Here is a 17,057-nt window from a genome sequence, read left to right on the forward strand (position 1 = left end):
TTTGTTTTAGTACAACCGTGTCATTATTACTCACTTTCGCGTGTTTCGGGCTCTTCGTCAAAAATTTGGTACTTGCGCATCTTCTCCCACAACACCTTGCGGCTGATGCCGAGATAGAGCGCCGTATCCTGCCGGCGCCAACCGTTTGCGTCGAGCGCGGCGAGCACGCGGTTGCGCTCGGCCATGTCCCATTTGCTGCGGTCCACCAGCACCTCCGCGGCGCTCTCGGCCGGCACCGGCTGGCTGGTGCGCGCAAGCGCCAGCAGCCGCTGCAAACGCGCCGCATCCCACGCGCCGATCTGCCGCACGGTCACGCCGATGCGCTCGGCGAGATTGCGCAGCTCACGCACATTGCCAGGGAAATAGGTGTCGGCCACCGCGTCGGCAAGCCAGTACGGCAGGTCCGGCAAAGCAGCAAGCCGCTCCGCGCCGACAATCTGCGCGATGAACGCCTTGAAGATCGCAATCTTGTCGACCGCGCCCCGCTCTTCCAGCGACGGGATCTTCAGCTCGATCACCGCAAGCCGGTAGTAAAGATCGGCGCGGAAGGCGCCGTCCTTGACCCGTTGCGGAAGATGCTTGTTGGTCGCCGCCACCAGCCGGAAGTCGAGCTTCACCGGCGTGGCCGAGCCGATTCGCGTGACCGCGCTGTCTTCCAGCACGCGCAGTAGCTTGACCTGCTGGTAAAGCGGCAGATCGCCGATTTCGTCGAGGAACAGCGTGCCGCCGTCAGCCTGCTCGAAGTAACCCTTATGCGCGACCACCGCGCCGGTGAACGAGCCTTTCGAGTGGCCGAAGAACAGCGATTCGAACAGGCCGTCCGGAATCGCACCGCAGTTCACCGCGACGAACGGGCCCTGACCGTAGCGGCTGTGTTTTTCGTGCAGCAGTTGCGCGATGCGCTCCTTGCCGACGCCGGTTTCGCCGTGCACCAGCACGCTCGTGTCGCAGTCGGCGAAGGTGTCGACTTCGTGCAGCAATGCCTGCATGCACTCCGAGTTGGCGATCATCGCGTCCGACTCGTGCGTCTTGGCGCCATGCGCGCGCAATTGCAGCACCAGCTTCATGACCATCCCGCGCAACTCCGCGCAGGTGAAGTCGAGCGGCAAGATGTGCGAATACTCGGACGGATACATCGCCGGATCGTGGTCGCGCGGCGCGGCGCCGACCCACACCACCGGGATGCCGTGTGCGGCCTGCCAGTCGCGCAGAATCAGCGCGCCGCTGTCGATCACCGAGACGCTGATGATGGCCAGCGACGGCCGCAGGGCGGTCCGTTCAGGCGAGATCGCGATATCGTCCGCGCGGATCACTTCGACGTCGAAGCTCGCCATGCAGCGCGCAACCCGGTCGACGATGTCGGCCTTGCCTTCCCAGACGTAGATATCGAGTTCCTCGATTTTGGTGGTGGTTCTCATCTTGGTTACGCTAGTTGACCAGTTGCGAGACGCCGCATGTCAGCGACATATTGTGGACGGTGGCGGTGCCGACCTGCACGCCCAACAGCGAGAGCGTTGGGACGAGAACTGTATCGAGCAAGGAGAAGACGGGTTGGAGCAAAGGCGTCAAGGCGTTCGCTACGCCGGTAAGAATGGGTGAAAGGAGAGCGGACAGATCGACTAGCTTATTAAGAAGCGAGACGTCCAATGCGCCAGGCAAGGCCGCGAGCAATTGCGTGGTCAATACGGAGGCGTCGCCGCCGATCGCGTTGGAATTGGCGCTCCTGGTCGCGTCGAAGCTGCCGGACGAACCGTCGAAAACCAGTGGTGTCGTCGTGCCGGGCGCGAGCTGCAACGGCCCGATGCCGTTCAGTACTACATTGGCCACCTGCACGTTGGCCCCGGCTATCGTCGTCGAGATCGATGCGACATTGATCGATCCGCCACAGGACGAGTTTGCGCCAAGGCAGGCAGATGCAATTCCCGGCGCAACCTGAATCGTGGCGTTGGTGGCCGCTTTGGTGCTTTCACAATCGACCGAGCTTAACGTCGCCGTGCCTGGCGCGACCGCCAACGACACCACGAGCGGCGTACTCAACGCAGAGACCGACACTGAAAGCACATTCGGTATGCCCAAGGTAAGCGAGTTGAACAACGGCAAGGGCGACAGACCGACATTTGCGTTAATCACCGCCGTGCGCGCCATCGTGCGCGGTGTAGATACACCGTTGAGCATATACGTGCCGCCCTCACCCGCCGCCAGCACCGGTGGATTGATGATCTGCAGCGAAATGCTGGCTACGCCGCTCAATCCGGCCGCCACATTGATCACCGGCGCCTTGCTCGCCGTGCCGTCGGGACTGCGCTGTGCGATCTGCGCGGCGACCAGCAATGCATCGAATGCGTTGATCGTTGCGGCCGCAGCGGCATTGGGATTGGCCAACCCGAGGGCCAGCAGGCCAGGCGCGGAGGTTCCGCCGTCACCCACCGTGATGTTCTGGCCTCCAGGCACCGCCACTGCCAGCGTTCTCAAAATCGCCGCGTTAATCGTGTCACCGCCGGTTTGCAATGCGTTGGCCATCGCGATCGTCAGCGTCTGATAACTCACCGTGGTCGCGAGCAGCCCTTGCATCGTCGATGCACCCAGCGCCACCATCAAATCTTCGAGCTTGATATGCGCCGTGGCGAGGCTCTGCGTGTCGCCCACACTGAGCGACACGTTCGTGTTCAGCAATCCGCCTAGAATCGCGTTCAGCAGCGCCGACTGCTGCGTGTTGATCGTCGCAATACCGGTACCAAGGGAGAACGCGTCGATGTTGGACGCCAGCGCGGTCGCAGTCGCCGTCACATTACGGTTCGGCCCGAGAAAGAAATAAGGCACGACCTGCGTTACCTGCACCTGTACCGCATTGAGCGGGTTGCCGCTCGTACCGAAGTAGGTATTGGAGCTCGTGTCCCAGCGTCCGCAGGTCGTGTTGAGCGTCGTGGTGGTGCCGTCGGCCGAGAAACCGTTAGCGGCTGCATTCTGTTGCACGGCCGTCGTCGCCGTCGCGCAACCGCCCGAGCTGCTGATGACCTGCACGCCCGCGATCGCCGCCAGATCCGCCGTGCGCTGCAACTGCCGCCGCACGAAATACACATTGCCCACGTCCAGTGCGCCTAACGCCGCAATCGCAATGCTCAGCCAGATCGCCGCCAGCACCGCGACCGCGCCATGCTGACGGCGCGCGGCGAGCATCGCCGCGCTGCTGCGCCGCCCGGAAAGCGGGCGCCGACAGCGAGCGGCCATGGCAACGAATGATTCGGGCCTGTGCATGTCAGTAAGCACCACCGCCGCCAGCGCCGAGCCCACCCGGCATGCCGCCGCCCCCGCCATTGCCGCCGCTGCCGCTCCCGTTATTCAGCGCCGAGCCATACAGATCGGGAATCTTGCTCTTGAACGATTCCATATAGCGCCGGTAAGCCAGCCCTGCTTCGGCGCCGAGCATCGGCAGCGCGGGCGCGGCCTGCGCGTTGCTGCTTTGCAGGTCGAGCCACGCACGCGTCGAGTGCCCCACCTCGCTTGCCCGCACCGGCGGCTGAGCGGGCTGAGCCGGCTCGCCAGTCTGCGCGAAGGCGGCCCCAGTGGCCACACCCATCACCACGCCGACGCCCAGCATCGCGACTATCCAGCCCTGCTTCGTTGATCTGTTTTTCATATCCGTCCCCCTGATTACGCCACCGGTCACTGCGCAAAGCGTTGCAGCAAGCGCGGGGCCGGTTCGACGCCTTGCGCGCTCGCGACCGTGCCCACGCCCGCAGTTGCCTGCCCGACCTGTTGTTGCGGTTGCGCTTGCAGACTGTGTGCTTGCGCACGCCCCGCCGCGGCCACCTTCGCCGCATCGCCGCGAATCGCGGCGCGCACATCCGGTGCCAGTTTCTGCTGATTCATCACCGCCAGCGCCTGCGCCTGGTCGCCGTTGGCGAGCAGATAGAGCGCAACGTTGCTGACGATCTTCGGATTGTTTTGATCGAGCTCCGCGGCCTTCATCAACGGCACCCGCGCGCCGTTCACGTCGCCGTTGCGCAGCCGCGCATAGCCGAGATCCGACAAGCTCACCGCATCGGTCGGCGCGAGTTGCACGGCCTGTTGCAGTTCCTGGGCGGCGCCCGCAAAATCGCCCGCCGCGCCGGCGATCAAACCGAGCCCGCGGTAACCGCGCGCGGCCAATGGTGTCTTCAGCAATTGGCTGTACGCGGTCGCGGCGGCGGCCGGCTGATCGGTCATGCGCAGCGCGTCGGCGCGCAGCAGATTCGTATCGGGGCTAACGCCATACTGCTTTTCGTAGGCGTCGATATGCGCGAGCGACGCGAAATACAGCCCTTCCGACTGCATCTTGTCGATCAGCCCGAGGTACATGCCGGGCGTGTCCGGCGCGGGATCGCGATTGGCCTGCTGGGCCAGCGCCGCGCGCTCGGCCTGCGGACCGACGCCGTAGCCCACGAGGTCTTTCGACGCGCACGCGCCGAGCAGAGCCAATGCGGCCAGCACCGCGGCGCAGCGCGCGGCGTGATAGGCGGTACGCGCCAGAGAATCGAACGATAGAGAGCGAGCCATTGCAGGAATCCTTAGTGATGCATCGAGCGCAGCGCATGCGAAACAGCCAGCACCCCCGGGCCGGCCGTGACGATCATCAGTGCGGGCAACAGCGTAACGATCATCACGCCGGTCATCTTCACCGTGAGACGGCCGATGCGCTCGCGCAGCATCGCCCGGCGCGTTTCGCGCAGGCGGTCGCCGAACTGCTTGAGCGGTTCCTGCACGGCGCCGCCGTGCCGGTCGACCTGCACCAGAAGGCGCACCACCGCGCGTAAATCCTCGTTGTCGTAACTCGACGCCAGACGGTTCAGCGATTGCTCGCGGGTGCGGCCCGCAGCGAACTGGCGCTGTGCGATTTCCAGCTCGCTCGACAGCACCGGCAACACGCTGCGGAAATCGCTGACCATCACCTGCAAACTCTGATCGAGCGACAAGCCGACGCCTTGCAGCAAGCGCAGCAGATCGACCAGCAACGGCAATTCGTCGACCACGCCGCGGCGGCGCCTGGCGGCGCGGCGCCTGAGGACGATCTTCGGCACCATGAAGCCCACCGCGATCGCGATAATCACCAGCATCACGTAGTGCAGGCCATCCACATATTCGCGCGCCAGGGTCCCTGCCAGCACCGGCAGCACCAGCGCGCCCAATATCCGCGCCACCAGAAACAGCCCGCGCGTGCGCGTGTCCACGAAGCCGCACTGCTCCAGCAGCCGACGGTCTTCTTCAGCGACGATCTGGCGCCCGAGCGGCGTGTCGAGCCAGCGAATCCCCGTGTGCGCGAAGCGCTCGAGCAGGCCTTTGAAACCCTTGTCCCGCGGGTTGTGCGCGAGCGCTTTCGTCACACCCGGAGCGCCATCGGCACCACGTGCAGCCGCGGCGGCCAGCGCCGCACTTTGCAGCGCGCGTTCGTCGAGGGCATGCCTGAGCGTGCGTTCGCTGCGCCGCACGGCGGCGATGCGCGCCAACACCAGCCCGGCGATCAGCAGCAGCGCGAGCGCCACCAATGCGAGCGCGAGTGCGACGAGTTGAGGGGCTTGCATCGTCATTCCCTCAGGTTCGTGAGGCGGTACAGCAGATAGGCGCCAAGCACCTGCAAACCGAACGCCAGATACACGAGTTGCCGCCCCGCCGGATCGAACCACATCGTCGCGAAGTACTTAGGATTCGAAATAATCAGAAAACCGCCGATGCCGATCGGCAGCATCGCGAGCACCCACGACGACAGCCGAGTTTCCGCCGACATCGCCTCGAGTTCGCGCTCGGCCTGTTCGAGATCGCGCATGAACGACGACATCCGGTCGAGCATCACGTCGGCACGGCCGCCGTATTTGACCGACAGGCGCAGCACGGCGCCGACCAGTTCGAGTTCGCGCGCCCCATAGATCACCGCGACCTGATACAGCGCGCGATCGATTTCGACGCCTGTGCGCAGCATCCGCGAGACATGATCGAGACATTCGCGCAGCGGTGCCTCGGTGGTTTGCAACGCCGCCTGAAACGCGGCCGGCACGCTGTTGCCGAGCGTAATCAAACGCACGATGCCGTCGAGAAACAGCGGCAACTGCCGCACGATCAGCTGACGGCGTTTGTTGATGCGTACCGTCAGCAGAAAATAGAGGAACATGGCGCACGCAGTCAGCGTCGCACCGGCGGCGAGCACGCCGCCTACGCTCGCGGCCCAACCGCACAGCAGCAACACGATTGCACAGGCGATCGCGGCGGACCCCTTGGCGTTGACGATGCCCGCGCGAGCCATCGCGTGTTGCAGCATGAAGCGCGCGCGAGATGCCTGGTAGCGCCAGTGCGTGAGCCAGCCTGCATCGGCCGGCGGCGCTTGTGGCGCGATCGCGGCAGGCGTGGCAGCCGCGCGCGCCGGCGCGACGCGGAGCCCGCCGGCACCGCTCGCGATGCCGCCCGCCCCGGCGGCCCCCGGCATCGCCGACGCCATGCGGCTATCGATAAAACGCTCTGCGCTCACCTGGTCTTTGCGGTGCGCGCTACGTTGCCATAGCAGCATCGCACCCGCTGCGCACAGCAGTGCGAGCGCCGCGCAGACCAGCACCACGCTAGACATTGAAGCCTCCACCGAAGCCACCACCGCTGCCGCCGCCAAATCCACCCCCACCAAAGCCGGCATTGCCGAACCCATTGCCCTGCTCGCCGCCACCGAGCGCCTGGCGGAAGCGCACCAGTTTCGGCGAGTGCGGATGAATGCCGAGCGACACCCAGTTGTCCAGTTCGTCACCCTCCGCGGTCACGACCGGCTCGTAGCGGTACAACTCCTGGGTCGCAATGATGTTGTCCGACAGCCCCGTCACTTCGGTGATCGACAGAATCCGCCGGCGCCCATTCGAGAGCCGCCCGATCTGCACGATGAAGTCGATCGCATTGGCGATCTGGCGGCGCAGGCTCGACTCGGTGCCCTGAAAGCCCGCGAAGCCCGCGAGCATTTCAAGCCGGTACAGACATTCGCGCGGCGAGCTGGCGTGCACGGTGCCCATCGAGCCGTCGTGGCCGGTGTTCATCGCCTGCAGCATTTCGAGCACCTCGCCGCCGCGCACTTCGCCGACGATGATGCGATCCGGGCGCATCCGCAACGTGTTACGCAACAGATCGCGAATCGTCACGACACCCGCGCCGTCGAAGCCGCCCGGGCGGCTTTCGAGCCGCACCACATGCGGGTGGTTCAGCGACAGTTCGGCCGTGTCCTCGATCGTCACGACCCGCTCCGGCTCGGGGATATGAAACGCCAGCGCGTTCAGCAGCGAAGTCTTGCCCGAACTCGTGCCGCCCGACACCAGCACGTTGCAGCGCGCGGCGACCGCCGCTTCGAGCAGCGCGCCGATTTCCGGGCTGTAGGTGCCGTTGCCGAGCAGATCGTCAGGACGCAGCGGATCTTTGCGGAATTTGCGGATCGACACAATCGGGCCGTCGATCGATAGCGGTTCGATCACCACGTTCACGCGCCCGCCGTTCGGCAGACGCGCATCGACCATCGGATTCGATTCGTCCAGGCGCCGCCCGATCGGCGCGAGAATCCGCCGCACGATGCGCAGCAGATGCGCGTTGTCGGCGAAGCGCACCTGAATCCTGGTCAGGATGCCGTGACGCGACACGTACACGTCGTTGTAGCCGTTGATCAGAATGTCTTCGACAGCCGGATCGCCGAGCAGATCCTCGATCGGGCCGAAACCTGCCAGCTCTTTGGTCAGCGCCTCGGCGATCAGGCGCACTTCGCTTTCGTTGATCGGAATCCGGCGCAGCCGCACAAAGCTGTCCATCTCCAGATCGACGAACTGGTTGATCGCGTTACGCGACCAGCGGCCGAACTCGGAGCCAAGTTCCTCGATACGCGTGAGCAGATGTTCGTGCGCCGCGTTCTTGATGTCCTGGAACTGCTGGCTATGCGCGAACGACGGCGCGTCGTCGGCAAATTCGATCTCTTTTGCCATCGTCTATGACCGCTTGTGAGTGGTTGGAATGAAGCGCTTGAGCGCGCCGAGCGCGGACTTGCCGCGTGCTTGCGCCGGCTTGCAGGCGCCGCCGCCGAGCCGTTCGATCAATGGTTCGAGCGCGCGCACGTAGGGATCGCGCGTCGCGGCGTCGGCCAGCAGATGTCCCTGGTTGACGGCCTGGCCGAGCGCGATGCGCCGCTCCGGCAGCGTCGTCAGCAGTTGAATGTCCAGACGCTGTGCGATCTGCGCGGCGGCCAGACCGAGGTCGGCGTCGAACTTGTTGACGATCAACCGCACATTGCCGGTATCCACGCCCTCTTCGCGCAACGCGTCGAGCACGCCGACCGCCGACACGATCGAGGCCACGCCCTGATCGCACAGCAGCCAGGTTTCGTCGGCGGCCTGCACGACGTGGGCGATGAATTCGCTGTTGGTGAAGCCGCCGAGATCGACGATCTGCTGATCGAAGAACGCGCGCAGCCGGTTCAGCAAACCGATCGACGACGCATACGAGACCTCGCGCATGTCGGCGAGATTGGGCGGCAGCGTGGTGAGCGCGAGGCCGCTGGTGTGGTGCGACAGCGCCGTATGCACGAAGGTCTGATCGAAGCGGCGCAGATTGCGCACGGCTTCGACGAAATTAAATTCACTGCGCGTGTTCAGCAGGAGCGAGCCGTCTCCGGCCGGCAAGCCGAGATCGAGCAATGCCGCTTGCCGCCCTTGCGCGACGTCGCGCCGTTGCAGCATCACCGACAGATTCGCCGCCAGCGTGCTCACGCCCATGCCGACGCGCGCGCCCAGCAGCGCGGTGACGTGGCCATGGCGGCTGACCGGTTCGACCAGGTTGTCGAGCACCTGACGCGTGATGCGCAAGGCGTCTTCGGCGGGCGCCGACAAATCGATGAAATCGCGCACGCCGGCGCGCAATGCGGCCAGCGCGCTTTCAGGCTCGGCCAGCGAGCCGAGCGCGACGATCTGCATGCTCGGGTAGGCGGCGCGGACCGCGCTCGATGCCGCACTCGCCGCCGCACCACGGCCGCCGGAAAAGTCGACGAACACCAGCGACGGGTTCAGCGTCGCGATGCGTTGCGTGAGCATCGAAGGATCGAGCGTGGCCGCATCGACCGCACCGGCGCCTACCAGGGTATCGGCGAGCCAATGCACATGTTCTGCGGCTAGCGACGCGAACACGAAGCAATCGGTAACAGCCCGTTCAGTCAATGAATGCGTTCTCGCGTTCATGTTGGACATCCTTTTGCGGCATCGGCTGTGAAGCCCCCGCGTCGTACTGCTTGCCGGAGCGCGCACGCGGTTCGCACGCGCTCCGGCTCACTCCACTCATCCGGCGCGTCGCCCCGACGCCCGCCGGCTTCATTTCGAAAACCCCGGCGCCGCATCGCGCGCCGCCACGCCACCGAGCAGCGAGCGCCACACCGGCCCGTTGCGCTGTTCGGACTGCTCGCCCGGCGTCGACGGCAAGGTCGCACCCTTCGCGAGCGGCGACACCAGATGCGGCGTCACGATGATCACCAGTTCCTTCTCGTTTTGCTGGTAGTTCAATTGCTTGAAGAACGTGCCGATGATCGGCAGATCGCCGAGCAACGGCACCTTCGCGACATTCGACGCGGTCTCGCGGTCGATCAGGCCGCCGATCACGAAACTCTCGCCGTCGCCGAGTTCGACGGTGGTGTCCGCACGCCGCGTGGTGAACGCGGGCACCGATACGCCGCTGATCGTCACGGCATTGGCGAAATCCAGCTGGCTCGCTTCCGGCGCCACTTTCAATGCAATGCGCTGCGGGCTCAACACGGTCGGCGTCAGCGTGAGGCCAACGCCGTAAGGCTTGAATTCGATCGAGGTCGAACCGAGCGCTTGCGGGACCGGAATCGGCACCTCGCCACCCGCGAGGAAGCTGGCGCTCTGGCCGGATAACGCCACCAGCGTCGGTTCGGCCAGCACACGCGCGAGGTTGTTGCTCTCCAACAAGCTCAGGTTCGCGAACAGCCCATGCGTGGCGGAGTTGAACACCAGATTGAACGCCGACGAAATCGGCGTGGTGCCCGTCATTTGCGGCGCCTGACCCGCGGTCGCCGACACCGAGCTCAGCGCCGACGGCGCAAACGAGCCGAACGTAAACCCGTTGTTCTGCTTGAAGAAGTTGAAGCCGACCTCCTTGAGCACCGAGCGGCTGAACTCGACCACCCGCACATCGACTTGCACCACCGCGCGGCTTGCCACCGTCGAGGTGTCGAACACCGAGCCGTCCTTGCCGAGCGAGCCTTCCGCCGCGACCACGGCGCGCTGATGCGACTCCATCGTCGCCGTCGAGCCGGACACCACCGCCGTGCCGCCGAGCACCTTGACGCTCGGCGTATCGGCGCCGAGCAGCGACGCCGCCGCCGCGGTAGTCACGTTGACGGTGTAGGTGAGCGGCGCCTCGCGATCGCGCTCCCACAGCATCAGATTGGTGGTGCCCGCCGCCTTGCCGACCAGCAGTACACCACCGCGCTTCTCGCCTTTGACGATCAGCACGTCGGCCACCGACGGATCGCCGATCGCGACACGCTGCAACGTATGGCCGGTCGCCAGCGGTTGCTGGGCGCCCACCGTCAGTACGATGGTCTGCGAAGGCATCGCCTGGGCCGCCTGGGCCGCTTGAAGCGACTGCCCTTGCTGCGTCCGCTGTGATGGACCGGCGGCGTCAGTCCCTGCCGATACGCCCAGCAAAACCATCCCAAGCCACACCGCCTTCCCGAATACAAGAATCCGTTTTGTCATGTAGTTATGGACGCGTCCGGCCGCCCGCTCCCTGAAACCGCTTATCGGGCGACCGTTTCGGCGCGCCCACCCCGTATCACTTCGATACTGCTCTTTGTACTGGTCGTATTGCCTGCTACGCGCGTAGGCTGCATGTGCGGCAACGGCGGCAGCCGCACGCCGGCACTCGCCGGATTGCCGCTGCCCGACAAGGCGTCGAGCGCCACGCCGGCCGCGGCGCGGGTCGAATCCTGAAGCGGCTCAGCCGAACCGGTGTGGGCGGCCGTCTTCAACACGCCCGGGTAGACCGGCAAGACGCTCTGATCGGCTACTTCGGGATCCTTTGGATTGCGCAGCGCGAAGATCAGGCGGCCCGCGCTTTCGGCCAGCGTCAGCCGGTCCACATCGGCGACCGGCACCGCCAGTACCGCGGTGCGCACCATGCCATTCGGATCGCCCGCGCTGTCGCCGCCGGTAGTCGCGTTGCCGAATGCGAGCACGCGCACTTTCGACATCAACAGACGCGCCTGGGTACGATCGATTTCCGCGCCGCCGCCGGCGGCGCTGCCGTCACGCTTGAGCGTGAAGAACACGTCGACGAAATTGCCTGGCCGCAACCGGTTGCCGACCGCGTTGCCTTCGTCGACTCGCACGGCCAGCGCGCGCTCGCCCGGCTCGACGCGCTCGGCGAGCCCCGACGACAGCTGCGCTTCCAGCACCGGCGACTCGGCGCCGATCTCCGCGTTCGGCACACGGCCGACGAGCTGCGAAGGATCGGTGAACGCGCCGTTCGGATTGATCGGCAGCGACTGCACGCGCAGCGCATCCGCGGTGATCGCCTTGCCTGCCGGCAACGTATGGGTCGCGACCACGACCGGGAAGCTCGCGTGCATCGCGGGCGTGACGGCCACCGGCGCCGGGCGGCGTGACAGCGTCCACGCGAACAGGCCCAGCAGTAGCGCGACGGCGATCAGCACACCGGCAAGAATTTTGGTCAGATTCGGCATGATGACTCGCTGCGTCGGTTGAACGATGCCGTGCCGTACGAGCGTTCGTGCGCGAGTCGATGGACGGAAAAGCTGAGGGCCGGCGCGTGCGTCACTGAATGTTTTCCGGGTTGAGTTGTACGGTGGCGCTGCTCGACAGGGTGTCCGGAATCGTGTAGCTCATAAGCGGCAATGTCGGCACCAGCGGATTGGTTTTGTAGTCGTAGGTCAGCGCGACGTTCACGCACTTCATCGCGTTGCCCGGGCCGCAGTTGGTGGAGGAAGACGCACACTGCGTGGTCTGCACCAGTGACGCGACCATCGCTTTCGCCGCCGTGCAGGCAGCCTGGGCACGATTGTCGAGCGCGCTTTGCAGCGAGGTGTTGCTCTGCCAGTTCAGCGCGGCGCGCGCGCCTTCTTCAGCCGCAAGCGTCAGATTCTGCTGCGCCACCATGACCAGACTGAAGGTGACGATCGCGTACAGAATCGTGAAAAACAGCGGAAACACCAGCACGAATTCAACGGCCGTGGCGCCACGCTGCGTGCGCAACCGGCGCGCACAGGCGCGCTTGAGCGGCGAGCGCGCAGGTTTCGTCGTTAGCGATTTCATCGCAGCGCCCCGGCCGAGCCTTGCAGCACGAGCCATGCGCTTGCCGCTACCGTGAGGCATGCGGCGTACGGCGTGGAGGCTTTGCCGGCCACTTCGAAAGTCGGGCCGCCATGACGGCCGAGGCCCGCAAGCCGCGTGCGCGTGACGATCAACAGCCAGAGCGCATGCACGCCGGCGGCGAGACTGGCGGCCATCCACAGGCCGAGCAGCGCGTGCATGCCGCACCATGCGCCCAGCACCGCGAATACCTTGACGTCGGCCGCGCCCATTGCGCCGAGTGCGAAGAACGGCAACAACGCGGCGAGGCCGATCAGCGCACCGCCTGCCGCCTGTCCCAACGACATACCGAACGGGCCGCATTGAACCAGCGCGCAGCCCAATGCCGCCGCCAGACCGGCAACGACAACTGAATTAGGAATACGCCTGCTACGGCAGTCGCATATAGCGACTACCGCAGCCCAGGCAATAAATAACAAAATACCGACGGAAACATTCATTTCGCACTCGACAGGCAAAGCAACGCCATGTGAATTGCCGTGCAATTCACATTAATCGTTCTGGCAATGCTTTAAAAACCACGAAGCGAGCGAACGGAAGAACGCCGGCCGTTCCGTGGCGTTTGCAGAATGCTTTTTACTAGCTTGCTGCAGGCGCCTTTATCAAAGCTGCCAAGTCACCCAGCACTGTATTCAGGTTGGTACCGATGCTGGTAACCGACGTTGCGATGACAAGCACAACTAACCCCGCAATCAGACCATACTCGATGGCCGTAACGCCCTTGTTATCTCTTAGAAAGCGTTTGGTGAACTTTTTCATTTTAACCCTCGGACTTCATCTATTTCGCTTGTATTCGTGCTGCGTCGGATAACCGGTGCCCTCAGCGTCGCGAACCAGTGGTCTCTCATTTTCTGGTCCTTCTTGTTGCGCCGCAGCAGCCCCTCGCCTCGCAGCCGGTTCAATAAAACGGATACCTCGTGGCTGTCTGTTCGATTGCGCACCTCCCTCGTCAATCCGTGATGCTTCCGGGTTTTATAGCTTATCAATCTTATTTAAGCAATTGTCCGCTGCCTTGAAGCGCTTACTATGTGCATTTTGCGTCGTCACTCAGGTTAGCGGCAGTTCGTGCGTTGCAGCACATAGGACTAACCATAGGTTAGATTCGATACACTAATTATTTGTTTGAACCGAACGTTTCAAGCGCATTTCGTCCCTTCGCCTGTCTTGCGTTACGCCGCTCACCGTAACGGCGCCTGCGGCTCGTTACGTTACGCGGCTCCTCGCCTATGCTCCGCGCATCGATTTTGCGGCGCGTATCTGGTTTGGCAAAAACTCCATCTACTACCCGCAAAGCCATACTGCATTTGGCTTGACGCCTTGTCGCAAGCAAATCTTGTGGATTGATCTGCAGAAATGGCACGCCTCGTGCAGAGGTAGTCACGCAGCGGTATCCAACAACAGATGCGATACGAGGGCGACATGAACATTCAAACGAGCAACAACACGATACGCGCAACCCTGATTGCGGCCAGCGTAGCCGCGATGCTTTCTCTTGGTGCTTGCGGAGGCTCCGGAAGCCTGAGTTCCGGCACCGGCAGCAACGGTAGCGGTAGCGGCGCCGGCGGTGCTCTCTCCACCACTGCCAGCGGCAGCGGCTCGATGGGCTCGGGCGGCTCCGGCACCAGCACCGGCACCAGCACCGGCAGCAGCACCGGCAGCACCGGTTCGGACAGCGGCTCAGGCACTGGAACAGGAACAGGAACAGGAACCGGCTCGACTGCGGTCGCGAACGCGCTTGGCACGGTTGTGGGCAACACCAGCGGCGTAGTCAGCGATGTCGGCTCGACGGTCTCGGGCATCGGCACCGTGATCGGCTCGCAAACTCTCCCGGGCGTGAGCACGCAAACTACCCAATCCGCGGGCGGCATCGTGCAGGAAGTCGGCGCGGCGGTCTCGACGCTCGGCAACGGCGTGTCGCAAGGCCTCGGCCAACTCGGCACCGGCGGCAATGCGGTCGGCACCACGGTCTCGAGCGTGGGCGGCGTGGTCGGTCATGTTGGCGGCGCAGTGACGGATGCCGGCGGCCTCGTGACGAGTCTCGGCAGCGGCCCGCTCGCGCCGCTCGCAGCGATCACCACGCCGCTTGGCGGCGTCGTCAGCACGATCGGCGGCGCGCTCACCAACGGCGGCAGTACGCTCACCACCGCGCTCTCGACGGGCCCGGTCCAGCAAGTCACGCAAACCCTCAGCACCGGCATCACGCCGATCACGTCGATGGTGGCGGCGACCACGCAGACCGTCGGCACCGTCACCGGCATCGGCGCGCCGGTCAACAACCTGCTCACGACGGTCGGCGGCGGACTCGGCAAGGCCGGCGCCCTGTTGAGCGCAACGGGCGGCAACCCGGCCACGGCCGGGCTCGGCCATACCGTCTCCGATACGGGCACGATCGTTTCATCGGTCGGCGGTCTGCTGACCGGCGGCACGGGCGGCAACCCGCTCGCCCCGCTCGCCGCCGCACTGGGCGGCTTGACCGGCGGCACCAGCAGCGGCCCGCTCGCGCCGCTCACCGGCGCGCTCGGCGGTCTGAGCGGCGGTACGTCCAGCAGCGGTCCGTTGGCGCCTGTCACCGGCCTCGTTTCGACCGTCACCGGCGCGCTCGGCAGCGCGACCGGCGCCGTCGGCGGCGCATCGGGCGGCAGCGGTAGCCCGTTGGCACCTGTCACCGGCCTGCTCTCGAGCGTGACGAGCGGTCTGAGCAGCGCAACCGGCGGCAGCAGCAGCCCGCTCGCGCCGGTCACCGGTCTCGTTTCGACCGTCACCGGCGCGCTCGGCGGCGCGACCACCACGGCGGCTGCAACACCGACGGCCACCTCCACCACGAGCACCGCCTCGACCAGTTCGGGCGCCGGTGTGTCGCTGTCGGCCAGCGCCGGCAAAGGCTCGACGAGCAACCTGTTGGCACCGGTGACGTCGCTTGTCGGCGGACTGCTCGGCGGCCTCGGGAAGAAGTAAGCGAAACCATCGAAGCGATCGTAGCAAGCACGAGGCGGAGTGCGGCCCGCCAGCCGCGTCCCGGCTCTGCGTGACTGAACCGCGCCGCTCAGTCACCCGTTGCACCGGCGCGCGGAGACAACCGCACACGACACCGAGAAGACACTGAGGAGCACACATGTCCACCCAACGTTTTTTTATTCTCCATGCAGCATGCGCGACGGTATCGTCGTTGCGCGCGCCGTTGATCGCCGTTGCGGTCGCCGGGTTGCTCGCCGCGTGTGGCGGCGACGGCGTCACCGCGCCACCGAGCGCATCCGGCAGCAGTAGCGCCGGCGGCGGGGGTTCGACCAGCGGCGCCCCGCCCACGACCACGACGTCGGGCACCAGCGGCCTCGGCAGCGTCGCCGCGCAGACCACCAACGACCTCGGCAGTACGATCGCCGCGCAGACCATCCCAGGCCTCAGTCCGCAAGTCACGCAAGGTCTCGGCAACGCAGTGTCGAGCACCGGCGGCACGCTGAACTCGCTGGCCGACGCGGTAAGCAGCGGCGTCGGCCAGATCGGCTCCACCTCCAACCCGGTCGGCTCCACGGTCGCCGGACTCGGCTCGGTGGTCAGCTCGACGAGCGGCGTCGTGCAAGGTCTGAGCACCGCCGTAGGCGGTTTGGGCACCGGCAATCTCGCGCCGCTGTCGCCGCTCACCACGCCGCTTGCGGGCGCGCTATCGACCACCGCGGGTGCCTTGAACGCCGGCGGCGCGACGCTTGGCAACGTGCTGGGCTCCGCGCCCGTGCAACAGGTCACCCAACCGATCAGCACCGCGATCACGCCGATCGTGACGACCGCCGGACTCGTGACGCAAGCCGTCGGCACGCAGACCGGCCTCGGCGCGCCGCTCGGCGGCGTGCTTGCACAAGTCGGCGGCGCGTTGAGTTCGGCTGGCTCGCAAGTCGGCGCTGCGACGCAGAACCCGGTCGGCGCCGACCTCGGCACGCTGGTCGGTTCGCTCGGCAACACCGTGACGAACGCGGGCGGTCTCGTCAATCCGAACGGACCGAACGGCGCGATGCCGATTCCCGGCCTGATTACGAGTCTCGTCGGCAGCACGACAGTGAATGTCGCCAATGGGCCGCCTGCCAACAGCAGCCCGCTCGGCCCGATGCAAAGCACACTGGCGAGTCTCGGGCTCGGCAACAATCCGCTCGGCTCGCTGTCGACGCTGCTTGGCGCAACCCCGCTGTCGGGCTTGACGTCGGCGCTGAACGGCACGCCGTTGAGTTCGCTGACCTCAGCGTTGGGAGGCACGACGGGTAGCTCGACGAGTCCGTTGTCGTCGCTGACGGGTGCGCTTTCCGGCGTCACCAGCAGTACGTCCGGCAGCGGCGCGGGCGGCCAGTTACTCGCGCCCGTGACCGCGCTAGTCGGCCAGTTGACCGGCACGCTCAGCTCGGCTGCAGGTTCGACGAGCAGCTCAAGCGGTTCAAGTGGCTCGACGAACGGCGTCACGACGCTGCTCGGCGGCTTACTGCCGGTGAGCCATAAGTAGTCCGCATAAGTCGTTTGTCTACGTTGCGCGCATAAGCCGTTCCCGCATCACCGGTCTCATTACGCAGCGCGCATACGCAGTCCGCTTCACCACGTGCTCCGCGGTTTCGCAGCCGATGCTCAAGCCCAACGGAGCACGTGACGTAATCCATGCAAGCAAGGCAGTATGCATCGCGCCATCCATAAGCGATC

Annotated in this window: 15 protein-coding genes; 2 read left to right on the forward strand and 13 right to left on the reverse strand. The window is 65.4% G+C overall.

The annotated features are described in order from the left end of the window. Positions 1-26 precede the first annotated feature (26 nt). From AC3WOG_RS13175 to AC3WOG_RS13235, 13 genes are all read right to left on the reverse strand, one after another. On the reverse strand, positions 27-1,418 hold the full coding sequence (locus tag AC3WOG_RS13175) for a sigma 54-interacting transcriptional regulator (RefSeq protein ID WP_492578408.1): 1,392 nt from the start codon (positions 1,416-1,418) through the stop codon (positions 27-29). Between the two features lie 10 nt (positions 1,419-1,428). Next, positions 1,429-3,228 (reverse strand): TadG family pilus assembly protein, encoded by a 1,800-nt coding sequence (locus AC3WOG_RS13180; protein WP_492578409.1) that lies wholly within the window; start codon positions 3,226-3,228, stop codon positions 1,429-1,431. Positions 3,229-3,256: 28 nt separating this feature from the next. Further along, positions 3,257-3,637, reverse strand: coding sequence for a DUF3613 domain-containing protein (locus AC3WOG_RS13185; protein WP_492578411.1), 381 nt, complete (start codon positions 3,635-3,637; stop codon positions 3,257-3,259). Positions 3,638-3,663: 26 nt separating this feature from the next. Further along, on the reverse strand, positions 3,664-4,536 hold the full coding sequence (locus AC3WOG_RS13190; RefSeq protein WP_492578412.1) for a tetratricopeptide repeat protein: 873 nt from the start codon (positions 4,534-4,536) through the stop codon (positions 3,664-3,666). Positions 4,537-4,547: 11 nt separating this feature from the next. Beyond that, complete coding sequence (locus tag AC3WOG_RS13195) at positions 4,548-5,558, reverse strand: type II secretion system F family protein (RefSeq protein WP_492578413.1); 1,011 nt, start codon at positions 5,556-5,558, stop codon at positions 4,548-4,550. A 2-nt stretch (positions 5,559-5,560) separates the two neighbouring features. After that, positions 5,561-6,592, reverse strand: coding sequence for a type II secretion system F family protein (locus AC3WOG_RS13200; protein WP_492578414.1), 1,032 nt, complete (start codon positions 6,590-6,592; stop codon positions 5,561-5,563). Next, positions 6,585-7,970, reverse strand: a complete 1,386-nt coding sequence (locus AC3WOG_RS13205) for a TadA family conjugal transfer-associated ATPase (protein ID WP_492578415.1) — start codon at positions 7,968-7,970, stop codon at positions 6,585-6,587. Before AC3WOG_RS13205 ends, AC3WOG_RS13200 begins: the two co-directional genes overlap by 8 nt. A 3-nt stretch (positions 7,971-7,973) precedes the next feature. After that, positions 7,974-9,215: a fimbrial protein gene (locus AC3WOG_RS13210; RefSeq protein WP_492578416.1), complete on the reverse strand. Its 1,242-nt coding sequence runs from the start codon at positions 9,213-9,215 to the stop codon at positions 7,974-7,976. A 129-nt stretch (positions 9,216-9,344) separates the two neighbouring features. Further along, entirely contained in the window at positions 9,345-10,751 is a 1,407-nt protein-coding gene (locus AC3WOG_RS13215; protein ID WP_492578417.1) for a type II and III secretion system protein family protein, read from the reverse strand. Between the two features lie 41 nt (positions 10,752-10,792). Next, positions 10,793-11,737 carry a Flp pilus assembly protein CpaB gene (gene cpaB / locus AC3WOG_RS13220; RefSeq protein WP_492578419.1) on the reverse strand — a complete coding sequence of 315 codons (945 nt, stop codon included), beginning with the start codon at positions 11,735-11,737 and terminating at the stop codon, positions 10,793-10,795. A gap of 91 nt (positions 11,738-11,828) precedes the next feature. After that, positions 11,829-12,326 (reverse strand): TadE/TadG family type IV pilus assembly protein, encoded by a 498-nt coding sequence (locus tag AC3WOG_RS13225; RefSeq protein WP_492578420.1) that lies wholly within the window; start codon positions 12,324-12,326, stop codon positions 11,829-11,831. Further along, positions 12,323-12,823 carry an A24 family peptidase gene (locus AC3WOG_RS13230; RefSeq protein ID WP_492578421.1) on the reverse strand — a complete coding sequence of 167 codons (501 nt, stop codon included), beginning with the start codon at positions 12,821-12,823 and terminating at the stop codon, positions 12,323-12,325. The genes AC3WOG_RS13225 and AC3WOG_RS13230 overlap by 4 nt, the downstream gene beginning before the upstream one ends. Before the next feature lie 139 nt (positions 12,824-12,962). After that, positions 12,963-13,142, reverse strand: coding sequence for a Flp family type IVb pilin (locus tag AC3WOG_RS13235; RefSeq protein WP_492578422.1), 180 nt, complete (start codon positions 13,140-13,142; stop codon positions 12,963-12,965). Between the two features lie 660 nt (positions 13,143-13,802). Here AC3WOG_RS13235 and AC3WOG_RS13240 point away from each other — a divergent pair. Together AC3WOG_RS13240 and AC3WOG_RS13245 are read left to right on the forward strand one after the other, a co-directional pair. Beyond that, complete coding sequence (locus AC3WOG_RS13240) at positions 13,803-15,338, forward strand: collagen-like triple helix repeat-containing protein (protein ID WP_492578423.1); 1,536 nt, start codon at positions 13,803-13,805, stop codon at positions 15,336-15,338. Positions 15,339-15,495: 157 nt separating this feature from the next. Next, positions 15,496-16,866: a collagen-like triple helix repeat-containing protein gene (locus AC3WOG_RS13245; protein ID WP_492578424.1), complete on the forward strand. Its 1,371-nt coding sequence runs from the start codon at positions 15,496-15,498 to the stop codon at positions 16,864-16,866. Positions 16,867-17,057 lie beyond the last annotated feature (191 nt).

This window comes from Paraburkholderia sp. FW306-02-B (assembly GCF_058782725.1).

What these genes read in the sequence shown, in the direction of transcription:
- AC3WOG_RS13230 (WP_492578421.1), bottom strand. Translation starts at nt 12,823, where the DNA reads ATGAATGTTTCCGTCGGTATTTTGTTATTTATTGCCTGGGCTGCGGTA.
- AC3WOG_RS13210 (WP_492578416.1), bottom strand. Translation starts at nt 9,215, where the DNA reads ATGAACGCGAGAACGCATTCATTGACTGAACGGGCTGTTACCGATTGC.
- AC3WOG_RS13245 (WP_492578424.1), top strand. Translation starts at nt 15,496, where the DNA reads ATGTCCACCCAACGTTTTTTTATTCTCCATGCAGCATGCGCGACGGTA.
- AC3WOG_RS13205 (WP_492578415.1), bottom strand. Translation starts at nt 7,970, where the DNA reads ATGGCAAAAGAGATCGAATTTGCCGACGACGCGCCGTCGTTCGCGCAT.
- AC3WOG_RS13185 (WP_492578411.1), bottom strand. Translation starts at nt 3,637, where the DNA reads ATGAAAAACAGATCAACGAAGCAGGGCTGGATAGTCGCGATGCTGGGC.
- AC3WOG_RS13195 (WP_492578413.1), bottom strand. Translation starts at nt 5,558, where the DNA reads ATGCAAGCCCCTCAACTCGTCGCACTCGCGCTCGCATTGGTGGCGCTC.
- AC3WOG_RS13200 (WP_492578414.1), bottom strand. Translation starts at nt 6,592, where the DNA reads ATGTCTAGCGTGGTGCTGGTCTGCGCGGCGCTCGCACTGCTGTGCGCA.
- AC3WOG_RS13180 (WP_492578409.1), bottom strand. Translation starts at nt 3,228, where the DNA reads ATGGCCGCTCGCTGTCGGCGCCCGCTTTCCGGGCGGCGCAGCAGCGCG.
- AC3WOG_RS13175 (WP_492578408.1), bottom strand. Translation starts at nt 1,418, where the DNA reads ATGAGAACCACCACCAAAATCGAGGAACTCGATATCTACGTCTGGGAA.
- AC3WOG_RS13225 (WP_492578420.1), bottom strand. Translation starts at nt 12,326, where the DNA reads ATGAAATCGCTAACGACGAAACCTGCGCGCTCGCCGCTCAAGCGCGCC.
- AC3WOG_RS13240 (WP_492578423.1), top strand. Translation starts at nt 13,803, where the DNA reads ATGAACATTCAAACGAGCAACAACACGATACGCGCAACCCTGATTGCG.
- AC3WOG_RS13215 (WP_492578417.1), bottom strand. Translation starts at nt 10,751, where the DNA reads ATGACAAAACGGATTCTTGTATTCGGGAAGGCGGTGTGGCTTGGGATG.
- cpaB (WP_492578419.1), bottom strand. Translation starts at nt 11,737, where the DNA reads ATGCCGAATCTGACCAAAATTCTTGCCGGTGTGCTGATCGCCGTCGCG.
- AC3WOG_RS13190 (WP_492578412.1), bottom strand. Translation starts at nt 4,536, where the DNA reads ATGGCTCGCTCTCTATCGTTCGATTCTCTGGCGCGTACCGCCTATCAC.
- AC3WOG_RS13235 (WP_492578422.1), bottom strand. Translation starts at nt 13,142, where the DNA reads ATGAAAAAGTTCACCAAACGCTTTCTAAGAGATAACAAGGGCGTTACG.